This window comes from Albidovulum marisflavi (genome assembly GCF_025751435.1).
Taxonomy (GTDB): Bacteria; Pseudomonadota; Alphaproteobacteria; order Rhodobacterales; family Rhodobacteraceae; genus Albidovulum; species Albidovulum marisflavi.
This window is the reverse complement of sequence record NZ_JAOWKY010000001.1, coordinates 425001-447028: the sequence shown is the minus strand read 5'-3', so window position 1 is coordinate 447028 and position 22028 is coordinate 425001. Positions and strand designations below refer to the sequence as shown.

Genomic DNA, 22028 nt, shown 5'->3' with positions numbered 1-22028 from the left:
CGACCTTCCGCCCCGTCGACATCTCCCGCCACCGCACGGCGGCGTCGCAGTAAACCGGATCCAGTTCCGCCCCGCAGCAGCACCGCCCGGTGCGTTCGGCGGCGATCAGCGAGGTGACCCGGCGACTAGTCCCCTAGACCTCGCGCAGCGTCTGCGGTTCAGGTTGCTTCGGTTCTGATTTCAGATAGCTTTCCTCGCACCAATGCGGGCTTTCCCGACACAGGTTGGATAGCGGACGCAGCCGAGGAATTTCCCATACATGCCGCTGCGCTCGACCAGCCAGCCATCTTCGCATTCCGGACAACTGGGATAGCTGGCTCCGCAGCCACATCGAACCTCAGTCGTCCCCTCTGCGTGGCATGGCAGTGCGGTTCCACAGGATTGGCAGGCGGGCAGAAGGTTTCCGCAGTGCTGGACATGCTCGCAGCGATACCAAATGCGGCCATCCTTCCCGGTGACGCCCAAGAGCCGCCCGCCACATTCGCCACAGATGTGGGTTTCCGGCTCCGCTCCGGTGGCTGTCGCAACCCCATAGTCGGGGTCCTTTTTCAGCTCGGTGACAAAGGACGACGGCCGCGCATTCGAGGCAATGATCGTCAGGGTCTGGCGCGCCCGGGTCATCGCGACATACATGACGCGTCGCTCTTCGGCATTTTGGAACGCCTCCTCTTCGGGCGAAACTAGCGACAGCAAGGGGTCGTCAACGATCTCTGACGGGAACCCCATGCGCCCACTATCGGCGTTCAGTAGGATGACGTGGTCAGCCTCAAGGCCCTTGGAGGCATGGATGGTCTTGAAGCTGATTTGCAGCCGAGGAAAGCGCCTCCGCAGATCCTGCATGTCTGGCTCGACGAAGCGGTATCGGCCGAGGAGCAGAACCGTTGCGGACTTTGCATTCGTCGCTGTAGCGACTGTTAGAGCGGTTAGAACCTCGGACAGTTTCTCCGTATCCTCGCCCTTGGCCACTGTCGCGATCCTGATGGCCGGTTCAGTCGCAGTCCCGGCCGGAACGATCTGTTTCTCGATCTGGGCCGGGTTTCGCAGTACGAATGTTCTGGCGGCAAACGCTATCTGGTCTACCGAACGGAAGGTGCGGCCCAGATCAACGGTCCTGTGAACGCCTGCCTCGCCATCGAAGCTGCCCCCAAACTCCCGCCCGAAATAGCGCATCAGGTGAATATCGGACCCGGCGAAGCGGAAGATCGACTGCCAATCGTCACCGACGGCAAAGATGCGCGCATCCGAATGCTGGGCCTTAAGTGCCTTTACCAGCTTGGCGCGGCTTTGCGAGATGTCCTGGAACTCGTCGACGAGGATATGTCGAAACGGGCTTACGTAGCGGCCGCTCTCGGCGTAGTCTGCGGCGCGCAGGATCATGTCCTCGAAGTCGATCCGGCCGCGGAGCCGCTTCTGGTACTCTTCGAAGACCGGCGCAAACACGTCCAAGAACGCCTTGGCCCGCTTGCCTAGATTCATCCGCTCGGATTTGGCCTCGCATCCGGCGAGACTGTAGCCACCGCTCTTGAACTTGCGCAGGAATGTTCCGAGCAACTTGGAGAAGTCATCGACCTGGTTCATTTCGACGATCCGGTCATAGATCGTTTCGACCGGGCGGGGCTTCAGGGTGACATGCGGCGCGAGCTTGTCGGCAAGCCCGGTCAGCAGACGTCCTTCCTGTCGCTCATAGCTGTAGGTCTCTATCAGGGTGGTTTCGTACTCAACGTGGATTTGCCGTTTCCACTCCATGCCAGCAAGGTATTCATCGCGATTTACGAAGGGAGCTGTGATCAGCCTCTCATTGCCGTCGGCCATTTTCTGGCGTCGTACACCGAAATGCTCGATGTAAATGCCGCTTTCGGTCAGTCGGAAATCCGGTTGGTAGTCTCGCCTGCCGGTCTCAGGGATCTTGTGCTCGTAGACGGGTTCGTATTCGTAATCGAGGCCATTCTTGTATAGCCAATTTGCGATCTGAAGCTCTTCGTAGCTCTTGACCTTTTCGCCCTGCAACGTGCGCAGGTCCTGGCTCTCCATATGCGTGTAGTACTCGTGCTTGGTCTTGAAGTCCCATTCGGTTCTCGACTCGACGAAGAAATGCGCGAACCACTGGATGATCGCCACGGACACTTCCGACAGCCTGTGGACCAGGTCTCTCAGGATCTGCTTGATCAGGTTGGTGAAGGCAATGTCGTCGGTCGCGTGGTCGGCCAGAGCGGGCTTCGACCCCTCGACGATCCCAATGATGTCATAGGCAATCGCGTGGAAGGTCCGTGCCACGATGGGCACGCCGGATCGGGCCTCGACCCGTTCCGACATCTCCTCTGCCGCATTCTTCGCAAAGGCCAGAAGAAGGATCTCTTCGGGCTGGCGGACGCCCGCCTTGACCAGATAGGCAGCCTTGGCGGTGATGACGCTGGTCTTTCCCGATCCTGCCCCGGCGAGGACGAGCGTCGCATCCTCATCGACAACGACAGAAAGGCGCTGTTCCGGCGTCAGCGGCTTGCTCTCGATTGTGTCGAAGAAATCCTTCCAGCGGTCTAGTTCAGCGGTGACGAAGGCGGCGACGCCACTAGCCCGTGCCGTTCGCGGACCGCCGGCAAACTTTTGGACAGTCGCAACGCGCGCGCTGGCTTGGGGACCGATGGCTTCGGCATTCAGCTTCGATAGCAGCGTCGCATCAAGAGCACGAGCGTCATCCAACAGCGGCGCAATCTGACACGCGGCGGGGTATCTGGAAGGTGCCGCGAGAGACCTCACTCCGGCGAGTAGCCTGTCCAGCCGCGCCGCTTCTTTCTCAAGAGCTGCGAGATTGAATCGGATCCACGCCTCCTTGACACGCTCCGAAAAGTCTTGGGCATCCCGGTGGTTTGCTCCCCTCAGAGCAACATCTGGATGGTCGCCCGAACTGATAGTCAGGGCAGCTCCAAGCATCCCTTTCCGGAGGGAAGGTGCGCGCGCCAGTGACTGCAACGACATGGACGCAACCTTGCCGCGGAACGTGATCCGTATGTCATCTCCGTCCAGCTCCATTGTGCTGGCGGATTTCCCAAAGGGATCAATCAGGAGTCCAAGAAAAGGTCGTTGTCGCAGTCGAATCAATGGCTTGAGCCTTGCATCTGGTCGAATGAGCTTGCGAAATGACTGAGACGGCTGGCAATATCCAATCGCAACGACGTCCTTGCACTACCGACTCTTCTCTCTTAACAACTCCAACTGCGTCAGGAGCAAGCAGCCGGTCCAGCGGTCGGCCTTGTTTATGTGTCCGCGCGCTTTGCGCGTGCGGGGAACACTGGTTGCTCCTGACGTCACTGGTTAATGATCAGACTAGAATGGGATTTGACCGCCCAAGGTGTAATCACAAGTACCATCAAACTGCCTTTCGAAAGCCGACGCGGCTAAGATCCTCTCGGTCCAATCATCCAGGCCCATCGCGCTAACCAGCTTCGCGAGTTCTCTGTCTGCGGGATCGACGCCGTGCCAGAAAGCCAGGTAGCCGCAGACTCTTGAGCGATGCCGCTGCATCTTGTCAGGATACCTGACCGACATCCGCACGAGTGCGGCGGTCTTCTTTCGAAAGGTACGTGTAGGACGAATGCGTTCTCCGCCAATATCAAGCCCTGTAACGGTCTTGCGGTGGAGCGGGCCTAAGTGGCGGGTCTTTTCAGGGTTCACCTGCATAGCAAGGGCGCGGAGACCTTCCGCGACAACGCTTGCGATGTGCCTTAGGGTCTCCGCGTCTTTTGCAGAGATACTAATGTCATCAGCATATCGCGTGTATACTGCCCCCAGTCTGTCACAAAACCAGCTACAGCGCTCATCAAAGTCGAACATTACGAGGTTGGCAAGGTGCGGGCTGGTGGGCGCACCCTGAGGAAGACGTCCTTCGTCAGTGACCAAGTCGATAATCTCCTTGATGGCGTCAGAAGAAAGATGGCGGAAGCGTTTCTCGAACATTGGGCTCAAATGCGCCGCTGTAATCGAGGGAAAGAAGGAACAAATGTCGGTCGTGAAGATGTGCGTGGCCCTATGATGGCGACGAGCGTTCGAGGCAATTGATCTACCCCGCACAAAAGCCATCGCTGCATCGTGAGGCGCGACATGACAAAGGATTCTGTCGAGAAGCGCGCGCTGCATCAATTTCAGGTGCTGGCACGGCGCGCTGATTGCCCGCGCCTTACCAGTGCCTCGCGACTTGAGTTCAAAAGTATTGTAGCGCTTCTGGCAATCGCATGATGCAGATTCCTTGGACACACCCAACACCGCAGACAAAATGGGAAAATCGTCAAACCCGGCCCGCATTCTCTTCCTCATTGCTTCGAACGCATCTGCCATCTCGCAGCTTCACCCGTTGCCAGCAACCCTTTGCAGTAGCTTGAAAGCCCCTGAGCTCATCTCCTAAGCCTATGAGCACGAAGTGTGGCGCATCAGCCGCCCCCAGACTTCGCGCTGCAGGATGAGAAAGGATAGGATTGTCAGCGAACCAGCGCTGATCTCCGACGAGTGCGCGCCATCAATGTGCCATCGTGTCCCATCAACTTCCTGACCATCAGCAACACATCGACGCCGTTCCGCGCAGCATTGGCGGTTGACCGCAAGAGATTGGCCAGTTCCCAGCCATTCGCAGTGGGAAAGTTGATCAAGTCCTAGTAATAGCTAGAGAAACCTGTCACCGTTGCCGCAATCACAGTTGAGAGGCGTTTAGTCACATGAGCAAGTCTGGTTCCCTTTGCCAACGGTCGTCGTTTTATTGAGGATTCCAAAGAAGACGGTCGACGCGATGGCGCAAACGGGTCAGTTCGCAGCTTCTGCCGCAGTTGAAACACGGCTGTTGGATGACTAGGCCACATTTCCGTGGATCGGCCATTTCCGGTCCGTTTTGAAAGCGATCATACGTGAAGGCGCCAAGGATGTCTGAGCAGTTCTTTGAAAAGCCGATCCTGAACTCTCCTTACGAGTATCCTGGCCGCCATTGGGAACTGGATGCAGATGGCCAGCCGACGAACCGCATAGTTGAGACAAGGCGCCGTTCTGACCTGATTACGCCGGTCCCCAAGACGAAGAAACAGCGCCAAAGCCAGAAGCAGGGCGCTCTGCTGCTCGGTGCTGATGACGATCTTTCGACAGCAGATCAGGAATACAATCCCACCCCGATCATCAACGAAGTCCGGGGATATGTCGAAACGTGGCGCAACCTTCCGAACCCCGACCAGTGGCTGGTTACTCCGGAAACTGCCCGCCTGCTGCAACATTGGCGGCACCACAAGTTCGAGGGCGTCCGCCCATTCTTCTGCCAGATCGAAGCCGTCGAAACCGCGATCTGGTTGACCGAGGTCGCGCCAAAGATGGGGCCGCGCGTCGCCAAGTTCTGGGCGCACATCAAGGGTGCCAACGAGCAGGCCAATCCCGAACTGATGCGCCTTGCGCTGAAGCTCGCGACCGGGGCGGGCAAGACTACCGTCATGGCGATGCTCATCGCCTGGCAGACGGTGAACGCCGTGCGCCACCCAAACAGCAAACAGTTCTCCAGCCGGTTCCTGATCGTCTCACCGGGTATCACGATCCGAGACCGGTTGCGCGTCCTCCTGCCTAATGACCCCGAAAGCTATTATCGCTCGCGCGAGATCACGCCGCCCGACATGCTGCGCGACATCCAGGCCGCCAAGATCGTCATCACCAACTATCACGCTTTCAAGCTGCGCGAAAAACTGGTGATCGCCAAAGGCACCAGGCAGGCGCTTGAGGGCTGGCGCGGTGACAAGGTCCAGACGCTGGAGACCGAAGGTGAGATGATCCAGCGGGTCATGGGCGACCTTATGGGCCAGAAAAACATCGTCGTTCTGAACGACGAAGCGCACCACTGCTATCGTGAGCGAGTGAAGGACGCCGTCGGCGAAACCGAGGACGATCTGAAGGGCGACGAGAAAAGCGAGGCCAAGGAGAACAACGAGGCCGCCCGGATGTGGATTTCCGGTCTGGAAGCGGTCAAGCGGAAGCTCGGCATCAGCCTCGTCTACGACCTGTCGGCCACGCCGTTCTTCCTTCGGGGGTCAGGTTACATCGAAGGCACGCTGTTTCCCTGGACGATGTCCGACTTCTCGCTGATGGACGCCATCGAGTGCGGAATCGTGAAGCTACCGCGCGTGCCGATTGCCGACAACGTGCCGGGTGGCGACACGCCGAAGTTCCGCAATCTCTGGGACCACATCGGCAAGAAGCTCCCCAAGAAGGGCCGCGCCGCGGGCAAGGCGCTCGATCCGCTCAGCCTGCCGGTCGAGCTGTTGACCGCGCTGGAAGCCCTCTACGGTCACTACGAAAAGACCTTCCAGCTTTGGCAAGACAAGGAGATTGGCGTCCCGCCGGTGTTCATCGTCGTCTGCAATAACACTGCAACATCGGAGCTGATCTACAAGTACATTTCGGGCTTTGATCGGATTGGCAATGATGGCTCCAGCAGCAAGCTCGAGTTTGGCCGCCTTGCCCTGTTCCGCAACCACGACGAGCACGGCAACCCGCTCGCCCGGCCGAACACCATCCTGATCGACAGCGCACAGCTCGAATCCGGCGAGGCGCTCGACAAGGATTTCCGCGAAATGGCCGCTGTCGAAATCGAGCAGTTCAAACGCGAGATGGTCGAGCGAACGGGCGACATCACCGCGGGGAACAAGATCGACGAATCCACCCTGCTGCGCGAGGTCATGAACACTGTCGGCAAGAAAGGCCGCCTCGGGGAACAGATCCGCTGCGTGGTCTCGGTGTCCATGCTGACAGAAGGGTGGGACGCGAACACCGTCACCCATGTTCTAGGCGTGCGCGCCTTCGGCACGCAGCTCTTGTGCGAACAGGTGATCGGCCGCGCGCTGCGACGCCAGTCGTACGAACTGAACGACGAGGGGCTGTTCAACGTCGAATACGCCGACGTCCTCGGCATCCCCTTCGACTTCACGGCGAAGCCGGTGATCTCACCCCCGGCGGCCCCACGCGAAACCGTCCGCGTCCATGCGGTCAAGCCTGATCGGGACGCGCTGGAAATCACCTTTCCCCGCGTCGAGGGTTACCGCGTCGAACTGCCAGACGAACGGCTTGAGGCCACCTTCGGCCCCGATCACGTTCTGGAACTTACGCCGCAGCTTCTTGGCCCCTCCACGACCACCAATCAGGGTATCGTCGGCGAGGGCGTGGACCTGACGCTAGAGCATCTGGAGGACATGCGCTCCTCCACCATCCTGTTCCATCTGGCGCGGCACCTCCTCTACACCAAGTACCGCGACCCCGGCGAAGAGCCGAAACTGCACCTCTTTGGCCAGTTGAAGCGCATCACCCGGCAGTGGCTGGACGGTGGCTACCTGAAATGCTCCGGCGGCACCTATCCGGCGCAGCTGGTCTACAAGGAAATCGCCGACATGGCTGCCGAACGGATCAAGGCGGCCATCACCGAAACCCTGAACGGCGAAAACCAGATCAAGGCGATCCTCGACGCCTACAATCCCACCGGCACGACTGCCTACGTCAACTTCACCACTTCCAAGGCGCTGCGCTGGCAGACGCGCCCCGACAAGTCCCATGTCAACTGGGTGGTCTGCGACAGCGATTGGGAGGCCGAGTTTGCTCGCATCGCCGAAGGCCACCCCCGGGTGCTCTCTTACGTCAAGAACCAGGGGCTCGGGCTCGAGGTGCCCTACCTCTCCGGCTCCACCCCGCGGAAATACCTGCCCGACTTCATCGTCCAGGTCGATGACGGCCGCCGCACCGACGACGGCAAGCCCGACCCGCTAAACCTGATCGTCGAGATCAAGGGCTACCGCGGCGAGGATGCGAAGGACAAGGCGAACACCATGCGCGCTTATTGGGTGCCGGGCGTGAACAACCTTGGCAAATTCGGGCGCTGGGAGTTCGCCGAGTTCACGGCGGTCTACGAGATGGAGCAGGAGTTTGCCAAGTTGATAGAGGGCTTCGCGCCTCAGGAGGTTGCGTGATGCGCTGGACGGTTGACGGATTCGCAAGAAAAACTATATACCAAAGCATCCGCCCCTTGGCAGTACGCTGTGTTCCTAGCGATCATGAACGCAGCCGACCCCTTGGGGCTTATGTCGTTCTGGGAGCCACCGCATGAGCAAGGTGGCGATCCTAATCGACGGCGGATACTTCCTCAAACGCCTCCCGACCGTGTTCAAGAGCGCGAAGCCAGGCGACCCGGAGTCGGTTGCCTGGGCGCTACGCCGCCTGATCGCCGCGCATCTGAAGTCCCGCAACCGGATCGAGAAGCTGCCACATGAACGCGCGCTGCTCTACCGGTCGTTCTTCTACGACGCGAAGCCGTATCTCGGGAAAGAACATCGCCCCGTCTCCGGCAAGTCCATCGACTACGCCCGCAGCGACGAGGCGAAGTTCCGTCTCGCGCTCCACGACAAGCTGCGACGCATGTCGCACATGGCCGTCCGGCTGGGCGAGGTGCGGCGTGAACGCGGCTGGATCCTGCGCGAAGAAGCCCAGAAGCGGCTGCTGAAGGGCGAGATCAAAGTCGCCGACCTGACCGACGACGATTTCACCCCCGGCCTGCGCCAGAAGGCGGTCGACATGCGCATCGGCACCGACATCGCCTCGCTTACGCTCAAGCGGCAGGTCGATACCATCATTCTGGTCGCCGGCGACTCCGATTTCGTCCCTGCCTCCAAGCTTGCGCGGCGCGAAGGGGTCAAGGTCGTGCTCGACCCCCTGTGGCGCAGTGTGGCGCCTGAGCTTTTTGAACATATTGACGGGCTGCAAAGCGGCTTCCCCAAACCGGGGACGGCCGCGGCGAAAAAAGCCGAAAAGGATGAGGACGTCGAGTAATGGCCCGCACGCCCAAGAAACCGCTCGAGGTCGAGGCGCTGAAGCATGACGACGCCACGCGCAAAAACATCCCGACGGCCGAGTTCGAAAGCCTGATGCGCGATCAGGACAAGACGCCGATCCAGCTTGCCTACGAACGCCGCAACCGCGACCTTGACCCGCAGCTCGTCTGGCGCGGCAAGGATGAGCAGGACTGGTCCGACCTGATCGTCCAGGCCCCGCCGCTGTATATCCAAGAAAAGGTCCACCCCAAGGTCATCATCGACGACCTGAAACGCGAATCCGCGAACCGCGCAAAGGCGGCCAAGGACGCCCCGCAGTTCGACATGTTCGCCGATTTCAACGGCCTGCCCGATGCCGAGGCCGCGACCGAGTTCTATCAGCACGATCAGCACTGGTCGAACCGGATGATCTCGGGCGACAGCCTGTCGGTGATGGCGTCACTGGCGGAACGTGAGGGGCTGCGCGGTCAGGTGCAGTGCATCTATTTCGACCCGCCCTATGGCATCAAGTTCAACTCCAACTTCCAGTGGTCCACCACCTCGCGCGACGTCAAGGATGGCGACAAGACCCATGTGACGCGCGAACCCGAACAGGTCCGCGCCTTTCGCGACACCTGGAAGGACGGCATCCACTCCTACCTGACCTACCTGCGCGACCGTCTGACCGTGGCGCGCGACTTGCTGAGCGACAGCGGCAGCATCTTCGTGCAGATCGGCGATGAGAATGTGCACTTAGTACGGTCATTGATGGCTGAGGTGTTCGGGGTTGATAATTTCGTAAGCGAAATCGTCTTTGCAAAAACAGTTGCCCAGACTTCGGAGTACTTGCCAGGGGTCAACGATTTTTGCCTATGGTTTGCTAAATCGAAGCCCAAATTGAAATTTCGGCCTTTGGTGCGGATGAAGGAACTTGGCGGGGAGGGCACCACTGGCTATCGCCTCTCTGAAAGTGCTCCCTTCGACTGGCGCCCGCTGACGAAAGCCGAAAAGGATGGCACTGCTAAGGTTCCTAGTGACCAGAGGCTTATCGCTATCGGCGATCTTTCATCGCAGCGGCAAGGACGTTCTGCGGGGGAAGACTCAGCTATGGGTTTCCCAATTCAAGTTATGGGCAACAGCTTTACTCCATCCGGTGCTCGGGGGTGGTCAACGACACTCGCAGGAATGAAACGGCTTCGACGTGCAAATCGGGCATATAGTTCCGGAACGGGCGTCGGATACGTCCGCTATTTAGATGACTACCCAACCATGCCGTTCTCAAACATTTGGACGGACACAGTGGGACAATCGCAATACGGCGGTGATCGGCTATATGTCGTGCAAACTGGAAACAAAGTCATCGAACGCTGCATCCTGATGACCACCGACCCCGGCGATCTGGTGCTCGATCCCACCTGCGGCTCGGGCACCACGGCCTATGTCGCCGAACAATGGGGGCGGCGCTGGATCACCATCGACACCAGCCGCGTCGCCGTGGCCCTCGCCCGATCCCGCCTGATGGGCGCGCGCTATCCCTATTACCTCCTCGCCGACAGCAAGGAGGGGCAGCAAAAGGAAGGCGAGATCACCCGCACCCCCCCAAAATCCACCGCCACCCACGGCAGCATCCGCCAGGGCTTCGTCTACGACCGCGTGCCGCACATCACGCTGAAATCCATCGCCAACAACGCCGAAATCGACGTGATCTGGGACAGGCTCCAACCCGCCGTCGAAGACGCCATCACCGCCCTGAACGCCGCCCTTGCCGGCCACGCCACCCCCTTCAAGGTGGAAACCGGCGGCCGCGCGGGCGCGAAGATCGACTTCTCCGCGACAGGCGAAGTAAAACTCCCCTCCGGCGAGATGGCCCCGGCGAACGGCTTCATGGAATGGGAAATCCCGCGCGAGGCGCCCGCAGGCTGGCCCGCCCCCGCGCAAGCCGCCCTGAAACAGTTCTGGGAGGCCCGCATCGCCCGCCAGCGCGAAATCGACGCCAGCATCGCGGCGAAGGCCGAGTTCGAATACCTCTACGACAAGCCCTTCTCCGACAGTGGCAAAACCCGCGTGGCTGGGCCGTTCACTGTGGAAAGCCTGTCCCCCCACCGCACGCTCGCCGTCGGTTGGGATGACGAGCTGATCGACACCTACGAGGCCGCCGAGGGCAAGCGCAAGGCCGCCGAGGCCCCGCGCGACTTCACCGACTTCGCCCACATGATCCTGGAAAACCTGAAAGCCGCGGGCGTGCAGCAGGCGCACAAGGAGGACCGGATCACCTTCACCAGCCTCAAGGGCTGGCCCGGCAACTGGATCGCCGCCGAGGGCGCCTTCATGGAAGGCGACACCCAGCGCCGCGCCGGTGTGTTCATCGGCCCCGAGTTCGGCACCGTCTCCCGCCCCGACCTGGTGGCCGCCGCGCGCGAAGCTGGCGACGCCGGTTTCGACGCGCTGATCGCCTGCGCCTTCAACTATGACGCCCATAGCTCCGAGTTCGACAAGCTCGGCCGCATCCGCGTCTTGAAAGCCCGGATGAACCCCGACCTGCATATGGGCGGCGAGTTGAAGTCTACCGGCGCGGGCAACCTGTTTGTGATCTTCGGCGAACCGGATATTCGCATCACCGAGGCTGGCGACGGGATGGTGCAGGTCCAGGTCTTCGGCGTGGACGTCTTCAAGCCCCAGACCGGCGAGGTGCAAAGCGAAGGCACCGACGGCATCGCCCTGTGGATGCTGGACACGGATTACAACGAGGAGTCCTTCTTCGTCCGCCACGCCTACTTCCTGGGGGCGAACGATCCCTACAAGGCGCTGAAAACGACCTTGAAGGCCGAGATCGACGAGGAGGCCTGGGAGAGCCTGTATTCGGACACCTCGCGCCCGTTCGCCAAGCCGAAATCGGGGCGCATCGCGGTGAAGGTGATCAACCACCTCGGCGACGAGGTGATGAAGGTGTTTGCGGTGGAGTGACAGAATGACAATTGACGAAGCAGCCAAGCGACTGGCGGAAATGTACCGGAAAGGCGCGGCGCAAAAGGAGCAGGTGGCGCACATCCACCTGTTCGCGATCACCTATGCTGATCAGATTTCAGGAATGTCCCTGCCGGAAATCCTCGCGCGGGCGGGATTGCCCGAGTCTTACAAGACGGAACTGCGAAAGGGCATCAATCTTGCCAAATATGTCAGGCTGCGCGACTGATGGAGTTCCGGGTCGCCGACACCTTCACCGACAGCCTTGGCCGCCTGACCGCGCAAGAACAGAAGGCGGCCAAGACCACCGCCTTCGACCTGCAACTCGACCCGACCTCGAACGGGCTGTCATTCCACAAGCTGGACCGAGCCAAGGATTCGAACTTCTGGTCGGTGCGGGTAAATGCCGACATCCGAATCATCGTCCACCGCACGGCAGCAAGCATCCTGCTGGTCTATGTGAATCACCACGACGACGCCTACAAATGGGCTGAACGGCGCAAGATCGAACGCCATCCGACGACCGGCGCCATGCAGCTGGTCGAAGTACGCGAGAGAGTTGAAGAGGTCCAGATCTTCAAGCCGCGCAGCGATGCCGCCACGCCAGCGCCTGCTGCCAAACCTGCGGCCCGCCTGTTCGACAACCTGCGCAAGTTCGAGTTGATGGCCTTCGGCGTGCCCGAGGAATGGGTGAATGATGTTCGCTCGGCAACGGAAGACACGCTGTTCGACATTATCGAGCACCTGCCGCAAGAGGCGCAGGAAGCGCTGTTGAAACTGGCCGTGGGCGAGAAACCGCAACCGCCGGAGCCTGTGCCCCCAGAGGCTGATCCATTTGCCCACCCCGACGCCCAGCGCCGGTTCCGAGTCCTGACCAATGCAGAGGAACTGAAGCAGGCGCTGGACTACCCATGGGACAAGTGGGCGGTGTTTCTGCACCCAGCCCAAGCCGACCTTGTCGGGCGGTCATTGTCCGGCCCGACCAGGGTTTCGGGTTCGGCCGGGACGGGGAAAACCATCGTGGCGCTTCACCGTGCGGTCCATCTTGCGCGTGAAAATCTTTCCGCCAAGGTCTTGCTGACGACGTTCTCGAAGCCGCTTGCGAATGCCCTGCGAACCAAGTTGGCCTGCCTTGTGGGCAGTGAGCCCCTGGTCTCCTCGCGCATCCTAGTGAAGGCGGTCTCAGCAGTCGGGTATGACATTCACTCCGAACGTTTCGGACAGCCTCAGATCGCCTCTGCAGCGATGGTGAGCTCGCTGATCACAAAGGCAGCGGCGGAGGTCGAAGGGCACCGGTTCTCTACGCAGTTCCTGATCGGAGAGTGGAACGACGTCGTGGACGCCTGGCAACTTCGGTCGTGGGAGGACTACCGCGATGTCTCGCGGCTCGGGCGGAAGACCCGGATCGGCGGCAAGCAGCGCGAGACCCTTTGGGCCATCTTTGAACGCGTCCGTGCGGGGCTGAGAGACCGCGGCGTTGTGACGTGGTCAGACGTCTTCGGTCGGCTGGCAGATGGTTTCACCCAAGGCGGCAGTCGGCCTTACGATTTTGCTGTGATCGACGAGGCGCAGGATCTTGGTGTGGCTGAGGCGCGGTTCTTCGCCGCCTTGGCTGCAGGCCGCAGCGATGGTCTCTTCTTCGCCGGTGATCTCGGCCAGCGTATCTTTCAGCAGCCATTTTCCTGGAAGGCGCTTGGCCTCGATGTCCGCGGCCGCTCCTACACACTGCGAATCAACTATCGAACGTCGCACCAGATCCGCACACATGCCGACCGACTTCTGCCGTCAACCGTTTCGGATGTCGACGGGAATACGGAAGGACGGCGTGGCACGGTGTCGATGTTCGACGGTCCTTCGCCCATGGTATTGGCCTGCAGCGACGAGGATCACGAATGTCGCGCGGTTGCGGGATGGATCACGGATCGACTGAAGGAGGGCTGCGCACCGCGCGAGGTTGGTATCTTCGTCCGGTCTGAAGCGGAACTTAAACGTGCGCGTGCTGCCGCGAAAGCTGCCGGCGTTCGTTCGGTCGAACTTAGCGAAAAGGTCGAAGTGGAAGACGGAGCAGTCGCCATAAGTACGATGCACTTCGCTAAGGGGCTCGAGTTCCGGTCGGTGGTGGTCATGGCCTGCGACGACGAGGTGATCCCCCAATCCGAACGGATCGAGTCAGTGGCCGACGATGCCGACCTTGAGGAGGTTTACAACACCGAAAGGCACCTGCTTTATGTGGCCTGCACAAGGGCCAGAGATCACCTGCTGGTGACAGGCATTGCCCCTGTTTCAGAGTTTGTCGACGACTTCCTCAAGGCGAGCTGTCCCTAATTCTTCGCGTGGCTCGAAGGCCCAACTTTTGGGAGCGCTACTCTTCAGGGCGCAGGCCGCTAGATGAACTTGTTGCACATTGAGGTCCGTTTCCTCTATCGAGAAATAGATCAACCTCGAACCGTTGAGGAACCAAGGGATTGGGTCGGCAATAGCCGGCCCCCGCTCCTTCCCCCCGCATGCAGGGGAAGGCCCTTCGTTACAGATCCGTATCCGCGCGATGCCTATTCTCGGTGGCCTGCCGCTTCCCCGCGGGCTTTTCTCCCGCCCCGCACGTTTGGTGCGGTCCCCGATCCGTCACATCGCGCCGTAGCCTCGATTTCACCGGCCGGTGGGTTCCGTTGTCGCGTTTCTGCGCCAGTCCAGAAGGAGCCGATCTGGCGCGGGTTGGGGTAGTCCCCGGATCATAGCCTGGCTTGGTTAGCGGCGCTCAGACAACCGTGGCGGCAATTTTGCTGGCGACACGGGGCAGAAAACAGCCGGTCCAAACCACCCCGCGCGACCTGCGAGCAACGCCGACATGAGACGGAGCGCGCAGGCCCGGCGGGAGAGCCACATTCGACGGCCAACCCCACCGACGCGCATCGGGCTTGCTGCCAACTCCTTGGGCTGCACCCACACGCGTGCCGCCTGAATGTCTGTCAGTCCGCAGCCTCGATTTCTAAGTGTCACGGTTTCGAAATTTTCGCGGCTTCACATGACCTTGTGGCACATGATCCCTGGACCGCGGTTCGACGGTTGCATGGGTCTTCGTTTCATGCAGTTGTCCCAGGCGAAGCAGTCGAAAGGCAGTCGAGCAATGACAGATGCACCCCGTCGAGAGCGTGGAGGACCACGCACGGTCACCCGCGACAGCGTTAGTTGGAAAGTCTTCACGGAAAGAAGTGCTCAAACGGGTGCGCTGGAGGAAGAAGACATCCGACGGCTTTGTCAAAGTCACGATATTGATGAGCAGCATATGCGCCAGTTGTCGAGGGAGCTCTTGAGCACCTTCGGCCCGGAGCTCCATCTTTATCAGCCCGAACTTGCCACTGACCGCCAGCGCGTTGGGCAAAAGAAGCTTTCTCGGGCCATCGACCTGGTACGTAGCGCGGAGGGCAAGCTTCACGAAGCATCCAGGCTTCTCAGCGACATTGGTTTTGCCAATCCCTTCGCGAATGCCGGGGTGCCCAATCCTCGTGACCAACGGCTCCAGCAGTTCGATGCCGCCATCGCAACCATAAGCGAATGCAACGAGTTCTACGTCCGCATGGAACAAGCCCGAAGTGCACGCTATCGGGCGACTCCGGATGCGCGGAAGGCTGCTGACGTAAGACGCGAGATCTTGTGCGTGACGCTATTCAACCTTTGGCAGACCCTTGGCCGTAATCTCACCTACACGACCGACCCGCTTTCAGGCGTGAGGTCGGGCCCTCTGATCGAGTTCGTCAATGATGTGGTTCAGTGTCTCACGGATCCCCCAGCAAGATTGAACGGCGAGGCCATCAAGCGCGAGCTCGAAGATTTTCGCGCTTGATGTTGAGCCTTTTGGGCGGCCCAATTTCGCGTTGAAGAACTGATCCGCTGCATTTTCTCGGATCGTGACACTTAGACCCTCTGGAAGGGGCGCGTCATGGTCACGGCATGACACGCGTTCCCGCCCCTTCCTGCAAGAGTGATGCCGCCGAGGTGCAGATCGAGGCCGCCTTTGGGCGCCTGATCAAGCTCATGGCGCAGCAGACCGCGCGGGAACTGGCGGCGAGCGCTCCTGAAGCCAAGGAGCCCGTTGATGCCGCCCAAGACGTTCTCGAAGACTGAGACCCTTCGCCCACTCCTGACCGTGAAGCAGGTCGCCGAACTCGACCAGTGCTCGGAGAAGACGGTGCGTCGCGCGATCGCGGCGGGCCTTCTTGAGGTCAGCCGAGTGGGCCCTGGCGGGCGTCTGGTCCGCATCGATCCCGCGGCACATGCGGCCTACCGCGCCCGCTGCCTCTGGTAGGTTTCACGGGTAACAATGTCTATTTATGTCAATGTGTTAGGTGTCATTCGGGAAGAGGCCGCCTCCGTAATTTTCTAACTTTCCATGCTATGTTTTTCCCGAATCGGGCGGTGTGCCCCGCCCTGTCCACCCGAGACCAACCGTGACAATGAGGTCAGTTCCCGATGAAGCTTGTTGACCCGAAACAGATCGACTTCGCCTTCGTTCCGAACGGAACGCCGATGTTCTCCGAGCTGATCGAGAAGCTGGAGACCACCCTGGATCTGTCGGAGACGCGCCGCCGCGACATGATCTCGGGGCTGCATCGCGTGGCGCATGCCCTGGGCCGTCCGCCACAGGACGTACCCTGCTTCGGACGGTGGCTGCAGCCGCGGCTCGCGAAGATCGCGCCCGCCGCGTTGAACCTCAGCACGAAGAGCTGGCAGAACGCCGTGAGTGATGCGCGGGCCGCGATGGCCCATTTCGGTATCGTCGAGCGCCGCCACCAGCGCACCTCGGAACTGTCGCCGGAATGGCAAACGCTCTGGCGGATTGTTCTCGCCTCCAACGAACGCTCGATACGACCGGCGATCGGAGGGTTAGTCTACTTCCTGAACAACCGCGGCGTTCCGCCGGAACAGGTCCGTGAGAGGGACGCTGTCGCCTATCGCGAGGCGCTGGAGCGCAATGAGATCAGCAAATCGCCTGAGCGGGCTTTCCGCGCTGCGGTCAATGGCTGGAACCTTGCGGTCAGACGCATTCCGGAGTGGCCGCGCACCACCCTGCCGTTGGCCTCGCGCCAGAAGGTCATCAAGCTTGACGAGCACGCCTTCCCTGCAACCTTCCTGGAGGAGGTTGACGCGCTGATGATGCGCCTCGCCGCACCGGACCCGCTCGCTGAGCACAGCCGCAGCAAGTCTTTGCGTCCCGTGACTCTGGGTCAATACCGTCGTCAAATTATCCGCATCGCCTCGGAACTTGTCCATTCCGGCTTTCCGGTCGAGGCCGTGACCGGGCTTGATGCCATTCTGGATCCGAGGAATGCCGAGCGTGGGCTGCGCCACATGCTCTCGCGGACCGGAAACCAGACCACGAAGATTATCAGCGAAGTTGCCGCTCTTCTGCGCAACCTCGGAAAGATCACCAACCAACCGCCCGAAGTTCGGAAAGGTCTGACGGCATTGGCCGGCAAGTTGGCCGCTACCCCTCAACGGGGAATAACCCGCAAGAACCGGGACCGTCTCCGCATCTTGCAGGATGAGCGGCAGGCGCTGCGCCTGCTGAACCTGCCTGAACGGCTCTTCAGCCACCCGCCGAACGGCAAGTCGAATGAGTTCACCAAGGCCCTCGCTCGGGAGGATGCGCTCGCCATTGCGATCCTGCTTTTCTGCCCGGTTCGGATCAGGAACCTCGCGGGGATCCATGTGGAGGATCATCTCCAGCGCCCCGGGCATGGGCGGGTCTATCTTGTGTTCACCGAAGGCGAGGTGAAGAACGGACGTCCTCTGGAGTTTGACCTGCCCGGCGATCTGGTGCGCATGATCGACAGGCACCTTGCGACCCGCACGCCTGAGCTCTGTCCTCCGGGTACTCCATGGCTCTTTCCGCGCCGTGACGGCTCGGGACCGATCGAATCCGGCCAGCTCGCGTCGCGCATCTCCAAGAGAATCCGCAAGGAGATCGGCATCGAGATGAACGCGCATCTGTTTCGCCACTTTGCCGTGATGAACTGGCTCGACGCCAATCCCGGGGCCTACGAGGTGGCCCGCCGTCTGCTCGGTCATTCGGAAGTCAGCCACACGATCAACATGTACTCGGGCCTTGAGACCAAATCCGCGACCCGGAGCTTTGCCGAGTTGATGCAGACCCGTAAGAAAGGTCTTCGCAAATGAGCCTGGTTCTGCCCCTGGACGCATGGCCTTCTGCAGACCGGAACATGTGGGCTGCCCTGCAAGCGAAAGGCGGGCCACTGGACGATTGTGGTGGCTTGGCCCATGTGCGCGAGACCACGATCATCTCGCTGCAACCGCGCTACGGTCGCTGGTTGCGCTGGATCGAAGCGAATGCCCCGGAAGCACTGGCGCTCGCTCCGGTCGAGCGTGCCACGCTTCCACGTCTGCAGGCATGGCTGCGCGATCTGGCCAGCATTCGTCCGATGACGCGCCTCGCCTTCGTACAGGGCGTGGTGCGGATCCTTCGCGCGGTGGATCCTGACGGCGACTGGCATAGCCATCTTCGCCTGATCGGCGCGCTCAAACGCGAGGCGGGGAACGGTGATCCGGCTCGCAAGCGCGGACGGATCCTCTCAAGCAAGATCTTGCTGGAGATCGGCCTTCGGCATGCAGGGTCGTTCGCAGACGAAGCGACGACCCCGCTTTCGCGGATGTTGCGGCGTCGCGATGGCGCGATGGTCGCGCTCCTCTCCTTGATGCCGATGCGGCGCAGGTCCTTCTGTGAGCTTCGTCTCGGACACTCGATTTTCGTGAGCGAGCGCGAGATCTTCATTTCGCTTGCCGAAGAGATGACCAAGACTGGCGTGGCGTGGGAAGCGGTTGTTCCGCAGCAGGTCGAACCGCTCCTGCGCCGATACATCGGCGAAGTGCGTCCGAAGCTGATGTCCCGCGGCGATCAGGACCACGACATCCTTTGGGTGGGCAAGAAGGGTGAGATCATAGGCATGAACTACGTCGGCAAATTGGTCGGTGACGTGACCCTTGAGCATGCGGGCAAGAGGATCCCGCCGCATTTCTTCCGGGATGCGGCTGCAACAACGCTGGCGAGGGAGTCTCCCGAGGCGGCGCGGCTGATCCGCCCGGTTCTGGCGCACTCAGGCTTCAGGACCGCCGAACGCCACTACATTCACGCGCAGACCATCGAGGCCGGCAGGGACTATGCTGCGCTGGTCAAACGGTTGAAGGGAGGCGAGTGATGCCCAGGGTTGCCATCTACGCCCGCTACTCGTCCCAGATGCAGCGCGAGGCCTCCATCGAGGATCAGGTTCGTCTCTGCAAGGAACGCGCCGATCGTGAAGGCTGGACGGTGGCGGAGGTGTTTTCCGACATGGCGATTTCGGGGGCGAGCATGTTGCGCCCCGGCCTGCAGAGTCTCCTCGACCAGGCTGGTCGTGGCTCGTTCGACATTGTGATTGCGGAGGCCCTGGATCGCCTTAGCCGCGATCAGGCGGATGTCGCGACCCTCTACAAGCGCCTCAGCTTCCATGCTGTGCAGATCGTCACGCTCGCTGAAGGCGAGATCAACGAGTTGCATGTCGGGCTCAAGGGCACGATGAACCAGCTCTTCCTGAAGGATCTTGCCGCCAAGACACGTCGCGGGCTGCGCGGCCGTGTGGAGAGCGGGCACTCGGGCGGAGGCAACAGCTATGGCTATGAGGTCGTGCGTCGTCTCGGGCCCGACGGAATGCCTGTGACCGGGGAGAGGCGGATCATTCCGGAAGAGGCCGCCATCATCCGCCGCATCTTCAGAGAGTTCGCATCCGGGCATTCGCCCAAGGCCATCGCAAAACGGCTGAACTCGGAGAAGATCCCAGGGCCTCGGGGCGTTCTCTGGCGGGATACCGCCATTCGGGGCCACAGGATCCGGGGCACTGGCATCCTCAACAACGAGCTCTATATCGGGCGCCTGGTCTGGAACCGACTGCGTTACCTGAAGGACCCCGAGACCGGTCGGCGCGTCTCGCGTCTGAACGCCAAGGAGGAGTGGATCACCACCGAAGTGCCCGAGTTGCGCATCATCGACGATGCCCTCTGGGATGGGGTCAAGCATCGGCAGGGTGAGATCGATGCGGACCCGAGGGTCCAGTCGATCAAGGCAACACGTTTTTGGGAGCAGCGTCGTCAGACGCATCTGCTTACCGGTCTCCTGCGCTGCGGTTGCTGTGGCGGGGGCTTCGCCGCCGTGGGCAGGGACTATCTCGCCTGCTCGGCAGCCCGAAAGCTTGGAACCTGCACCCAGAAGCGTTCCTACCGGCGCGCGGATCTCGAAAGCCTGGTGCTCGACCTTTTGCGGCAGCGGCTGATGCAGCCGGAAGCCGTTGCGGCCTTCATCACGGCCTATGGCGAAGAGATCAACGCGGGGCGCGCCACTCAAGCCGCGGATCGCGCGCGCCTGGAGGCAGAGCAAGCCACGGTCATGCGCCGCCTCGACGGCCTCTACGACGCGATTGCCGATGGCCTGCGTACGCCCGGATTGAAAGAGAAGCTCACCTCTTTGGAAGACCGCCGCGCAGAGCTCGATGCCGCACTGTCGGCCCCGGCACCCTCGCCGGTGCGGCTGCACCCCAATCTGAGCGAGATCTATCGCCGCAAAGTCATGGCCTTGGCCGAGACGTTGGCCGACCCCGAAATCCGAACGGCTGCGTTGGATACGATCCGCGGACTGATCAACGCCGTCACGGTGCACGAACGGAGCGACGGGACGACTGTGGAGCTTGAGGGGGCAATCACCGCCATGATCGAACTCGCCCAGCCCGAGGCTGGCAAGTCTCTTGATCCGTGTTCGGTGAAAGTGGTTGCGGGGGCAGGATTTGAACCTGCGACCTTCAGGTTATGAGCCTGACGAGCTACCGGGCTGCTCCACCCCGCGCCAGTGAGAAGCGAGCGGCGCTTCTCGGCGTATACTTTTCATCGTCATGAGAGTTTTTTGTGTTTCTTTCTAGGTTTGGCGGTGACCTACTCTCCCACGTCTTGAGACGCAGTACCATTGGCGCGGCGGCACTTAACTTCCGAGTTCGGGAAGGGATCGGGTGTTTTGCTCGCGCTATGACCACCAAACCGAGGAAGAAACACTACAATCAGGGATTGTCCAAGTCATGTATCTGCTTTTGATCTGAGCCTAGCTTTTACTGGATCAAATCAAGCCAATCGGGCAATTAGTACCGGTCAACTGAACGCATTGCTGCGCTTACATCTCCGGCCTATCGACGTGGTGGTCTACCACGGCCCTCAAGGGAGACCTAGTTTTGAAGGGGGCTTCCCGCTTAGATGCCTTCAGCGGTTATCCTGTCCGCTCATAGCTACCCAGCACTGCCGTTGGCACGACAACTGGTCCACCAGTGGAGCGTTCACCCCGGTCCTCTCGTACTAGGGGCAAGTCTTCTCAAGTCTCCTACACCCACGGCAGATAGGGACCGAACTGTCTCACGACGTTCTAAACCCAGCTCACGTACCTCTTTAAATGGCGAACAGCCATACCCTTGGGACCTGCTCCAGCCCCAGGATGAGATGAGCCGACATCGAGGTGCCAAACGATGCCGTCGATATGGACTCTTGGGCATCATCAGCCTGTTATCCCCAGCGTACCTTTTATCCGTTGAGCGATGGCCCTCCCACTTGGGACCACCGGATCACTATGGCCGTCTTTCGACTCTGCTCGACCTGTCAGTCTCGCAGTCAGGCTGGCTTCTGCCATTGCACTCAACGAGCGATTTCCGACCGCTCTGAGCCAACCATCGCGCGCCTCCGTTACTCTTTGGGAGGCGACCGCCCCAGTCAAACTACCCACCACGCAGGGTCCCGGACCCGGATAACGGGCCGCGGTTAGACATCAAGAGTGCGAAGGGTGGTATCTCAAGGGAGGCTCCACGGAAACTGGCGTTCCCGCTTCAAAGCCTACCACCTATCCTGCACATCACAATCCTGATGCCAGTGCGAAGCTATAGTAAAGGTGCATGGGGTCTTTCCGTCTAACCGCGGGTAGTGTGCATCTTGACACACAGTTCAATTTCGCTGAGTCCACATTTGAGACAGCGGGGAAGTCGTTACGCCATTCGTGCAGGTCGGAACTTACCCGACAAGGAATTTCGCTACCTTAGGACCGTTATAGTTACGGCCGCCGTTTACTGGGGCTTCAATTCGGAGCTTGCACCCCTCCTTTTAACCTTCCAGCACCGGGCAGGCGTCAGACTGTATACGTCGCCTTACGGCTTCGCACAGCCCTGTGTTTTTAGTAAACAGTCG

At 60.7% G+C, this 22028-nt stretch carries 13 protein-coding genes, 1 tRNA gene and 2 rRNA genes (1 of these 16 only partly in view); 11 read left to right on the top strand and 5 right to left on the bottom strand.

Annotation, left to right across the window (positions count from 1 at the left end; genetic code table 11):
* Nucleotides 1-180 precede the first annotated feature (180 nt).
* Nucleotides 181-3027 (bottom strand): UvrD-helicase domain-containing protein, encoded by a 2847-nt coding sequence (locus OEW28_RS02205; protein ID WP_263734354.1) that lies wholly within the window; start codon nucleotides 3025-3027, stop codon nucleotides 181-183.
* 294 nt (nucleotides 3028-3321) lie between these two features.
* The gene (locus OEW28_RS02200) at nucleotides 3322-4329 is read right to left on the bottom strand and encodes a reverse transcriptase family protein (protein WP_263733084.1); all 1008 of its coding nucleotides are present in this window, start codon (nucleotides 4327-4329) and stop codon (nucleotides 3322-3324) included.
* Between the two features lie 575 nt (nucleotides 4330-4904).
* Between OEW28_RS02200 and OEW28_RS02195 the strand changes: the two genes are divergently transcribed.
* The 11 genes from OEW28_RS02195 (at nucleotide 4905) to OEW28_RS02145 (ending at nucleotide 20622) form a co-directional block, all read left to right on the top strand.
* Nucleotides 4905-7970: a BPTD_3080 family restriction endonuclease gene (locus tag OEW28_RS02195; RefSeq protein WP_263733083.1), complete on the top strand. Its 3066-nt coding sequence runs from the start codon at nucleotides 4905-4907 to the stop codon at nucleotides 7968-7970.
* Nucleotides 7971-8103: 133 nt separating this feature from the next.
* A complete protein-coding gene (locus tag OEW28_RS02190) occupies nucleotides 8104-8826 on the top strand; it encodes an NYN domain-containing protein (protein WP_263733082.1) in 723 nt (240 codons plus the stop codon).
* Complete coding sequence (locus OEW28_RS02185) at nucleotides 8826-11771, top strand: site-specific DNA-methyltransferase (protein ID WP_263733081.1); 2946 nt, start codon at nucleotides 8826-8828, stop codon at nucleotides 11769-11771. Before OEW28_RS02190 ends, OEW28_RS02185 begins: the two co-directional genes overlap by 1 nt.
* 4 nt (nucleotides 11772-11775) lie before the next feature.
* Nucleotides 11776-12000 (top strand): HTH-like domain-containing protein, encoded by a 225-nt coding sequence (locus tag OEW28_RS02180; RefSeq protein ID WP_263733080.1) that lies wholly within the window; start codon nucleotides 11776-11778, stop codon nucleotides 11998-12000.
* Nucleotides 12000-14096: a 3'-5' exonuclease gene (locus OEW28_RS02175; protein WP_263733079.1), complete on the top strand. Its 2097-nt coding sequence runs from the start codon at nucleotides 12000-12002 to the stop codon at nucleotides 14094-14096. Before OEW28_RS02180 ends, OEW28_RS02175 begins: the two co-directional genes overlap by 1 nt.
* 799 nt (nucleotides 14097-14895) lie before the next feature.
* Nucleotides 14896-15612: a hypothetical protein gene (locus tag OEW28_RS02170; RefSeq protein ID WP_263733078.1), complete on the top strand. Its 717-nt coding sequence runs from the start codon at nucleotides 14896-14898 to the stop codon at nucleotides 15610-15612.
* A 107-nt stretch (nucleotides 15613-15719) separates the two neighbouring features.
* Nucleotides 15720-15893, top strand: coding sequence for a hypothetical protein (locus tag OEW28_RS02165; RefSeq protein ID WP_263733077.1), 174 nt, complete (start codon nucleotides 15720-15722; stop codon nucleotides 15891-15893).
* The gene (locus OEW28_RS02160; protein ID WP_263733076.1) at nucleotides 15865-16074 is read left to right on the top strand and encodes a helix-turn-helix domain-containing protein; all 210 of its coding nucleotides are present in this window, start codon (nucleotides 15865-15867) and stop codon (nucleotides 16072-16074) included. The genes OEW28_RS02165 and OEW28_RS02160 overlap by 29 nt, the downstream gene beginning before the upstream one ends.
* A gap of 164 nt (nucleotides 16075-16238) precedes the next feature.
* A complete protein-coding gene (locus OEW28_RS02155) occupies nucleotides 16239-17945 on the top strand; it encodes a site-specific integrase (RefSeq protein ID WP_263733075.1) in 1707 nt (568 codons plus the stop codon).
* Entirely contained in the window at nucleotides 17942-18982 is a 1041-nt protein-coding gene (locus tag OEW28_RS02150; RefSeq protein WP_263733074.1) for a site-specific integrase, read from the top strand. The genes OEW28_RS02155 and OEW28_RS02150 overlap by 4 nt, the downstream gene beginning before the upstream one ends.
* Nucleotides 18982-20622, top strand: a complete 1641-nt coding sequence (locus tag OEW28_RS02145; protein WP_318527508.1) for a recombinase family protein — start codon at nucleotides 18982-18984, stop codon at nucleotides 20620-20622. The genes OEW28_RS02150 and OEW28_RS02145 overlap by 1 nt, the downstream gene beginning before the upstream one ends.
* Here the strand turns inward: OEW28_RS02145 and OEW28_RS02140 are convergent.
* The 3 genes from OEW28_RS02140 to OEW28_RS02130 form a co-directional block, all read right to left on the bottom strand.
* Nucleotides 20579-20655 (bottom strand) — tRNA-Met (locus OEW28_RS02140). The genes OEW28_RS02145 and OEW28_RS02140 overlap by 44 nt on opposite strands.
* 73 nt (nucleotides 20656-20728) lie before the next feature.
* A 5S ribosomal RNA gene (rrf, locus tag OEW28_RS02135) occupies nucleotides 20729-20843 on the bottom strand.
* Between the two features lie 77 nt (nucleotides 20844-20920).
* Nucleotides 20921-22028: ribosomal RNA gene (locus tag OEW28_RS02130) — 23S ribosomal RNA — on the bottom strand; it runs 1731 nt beyond the window's last position.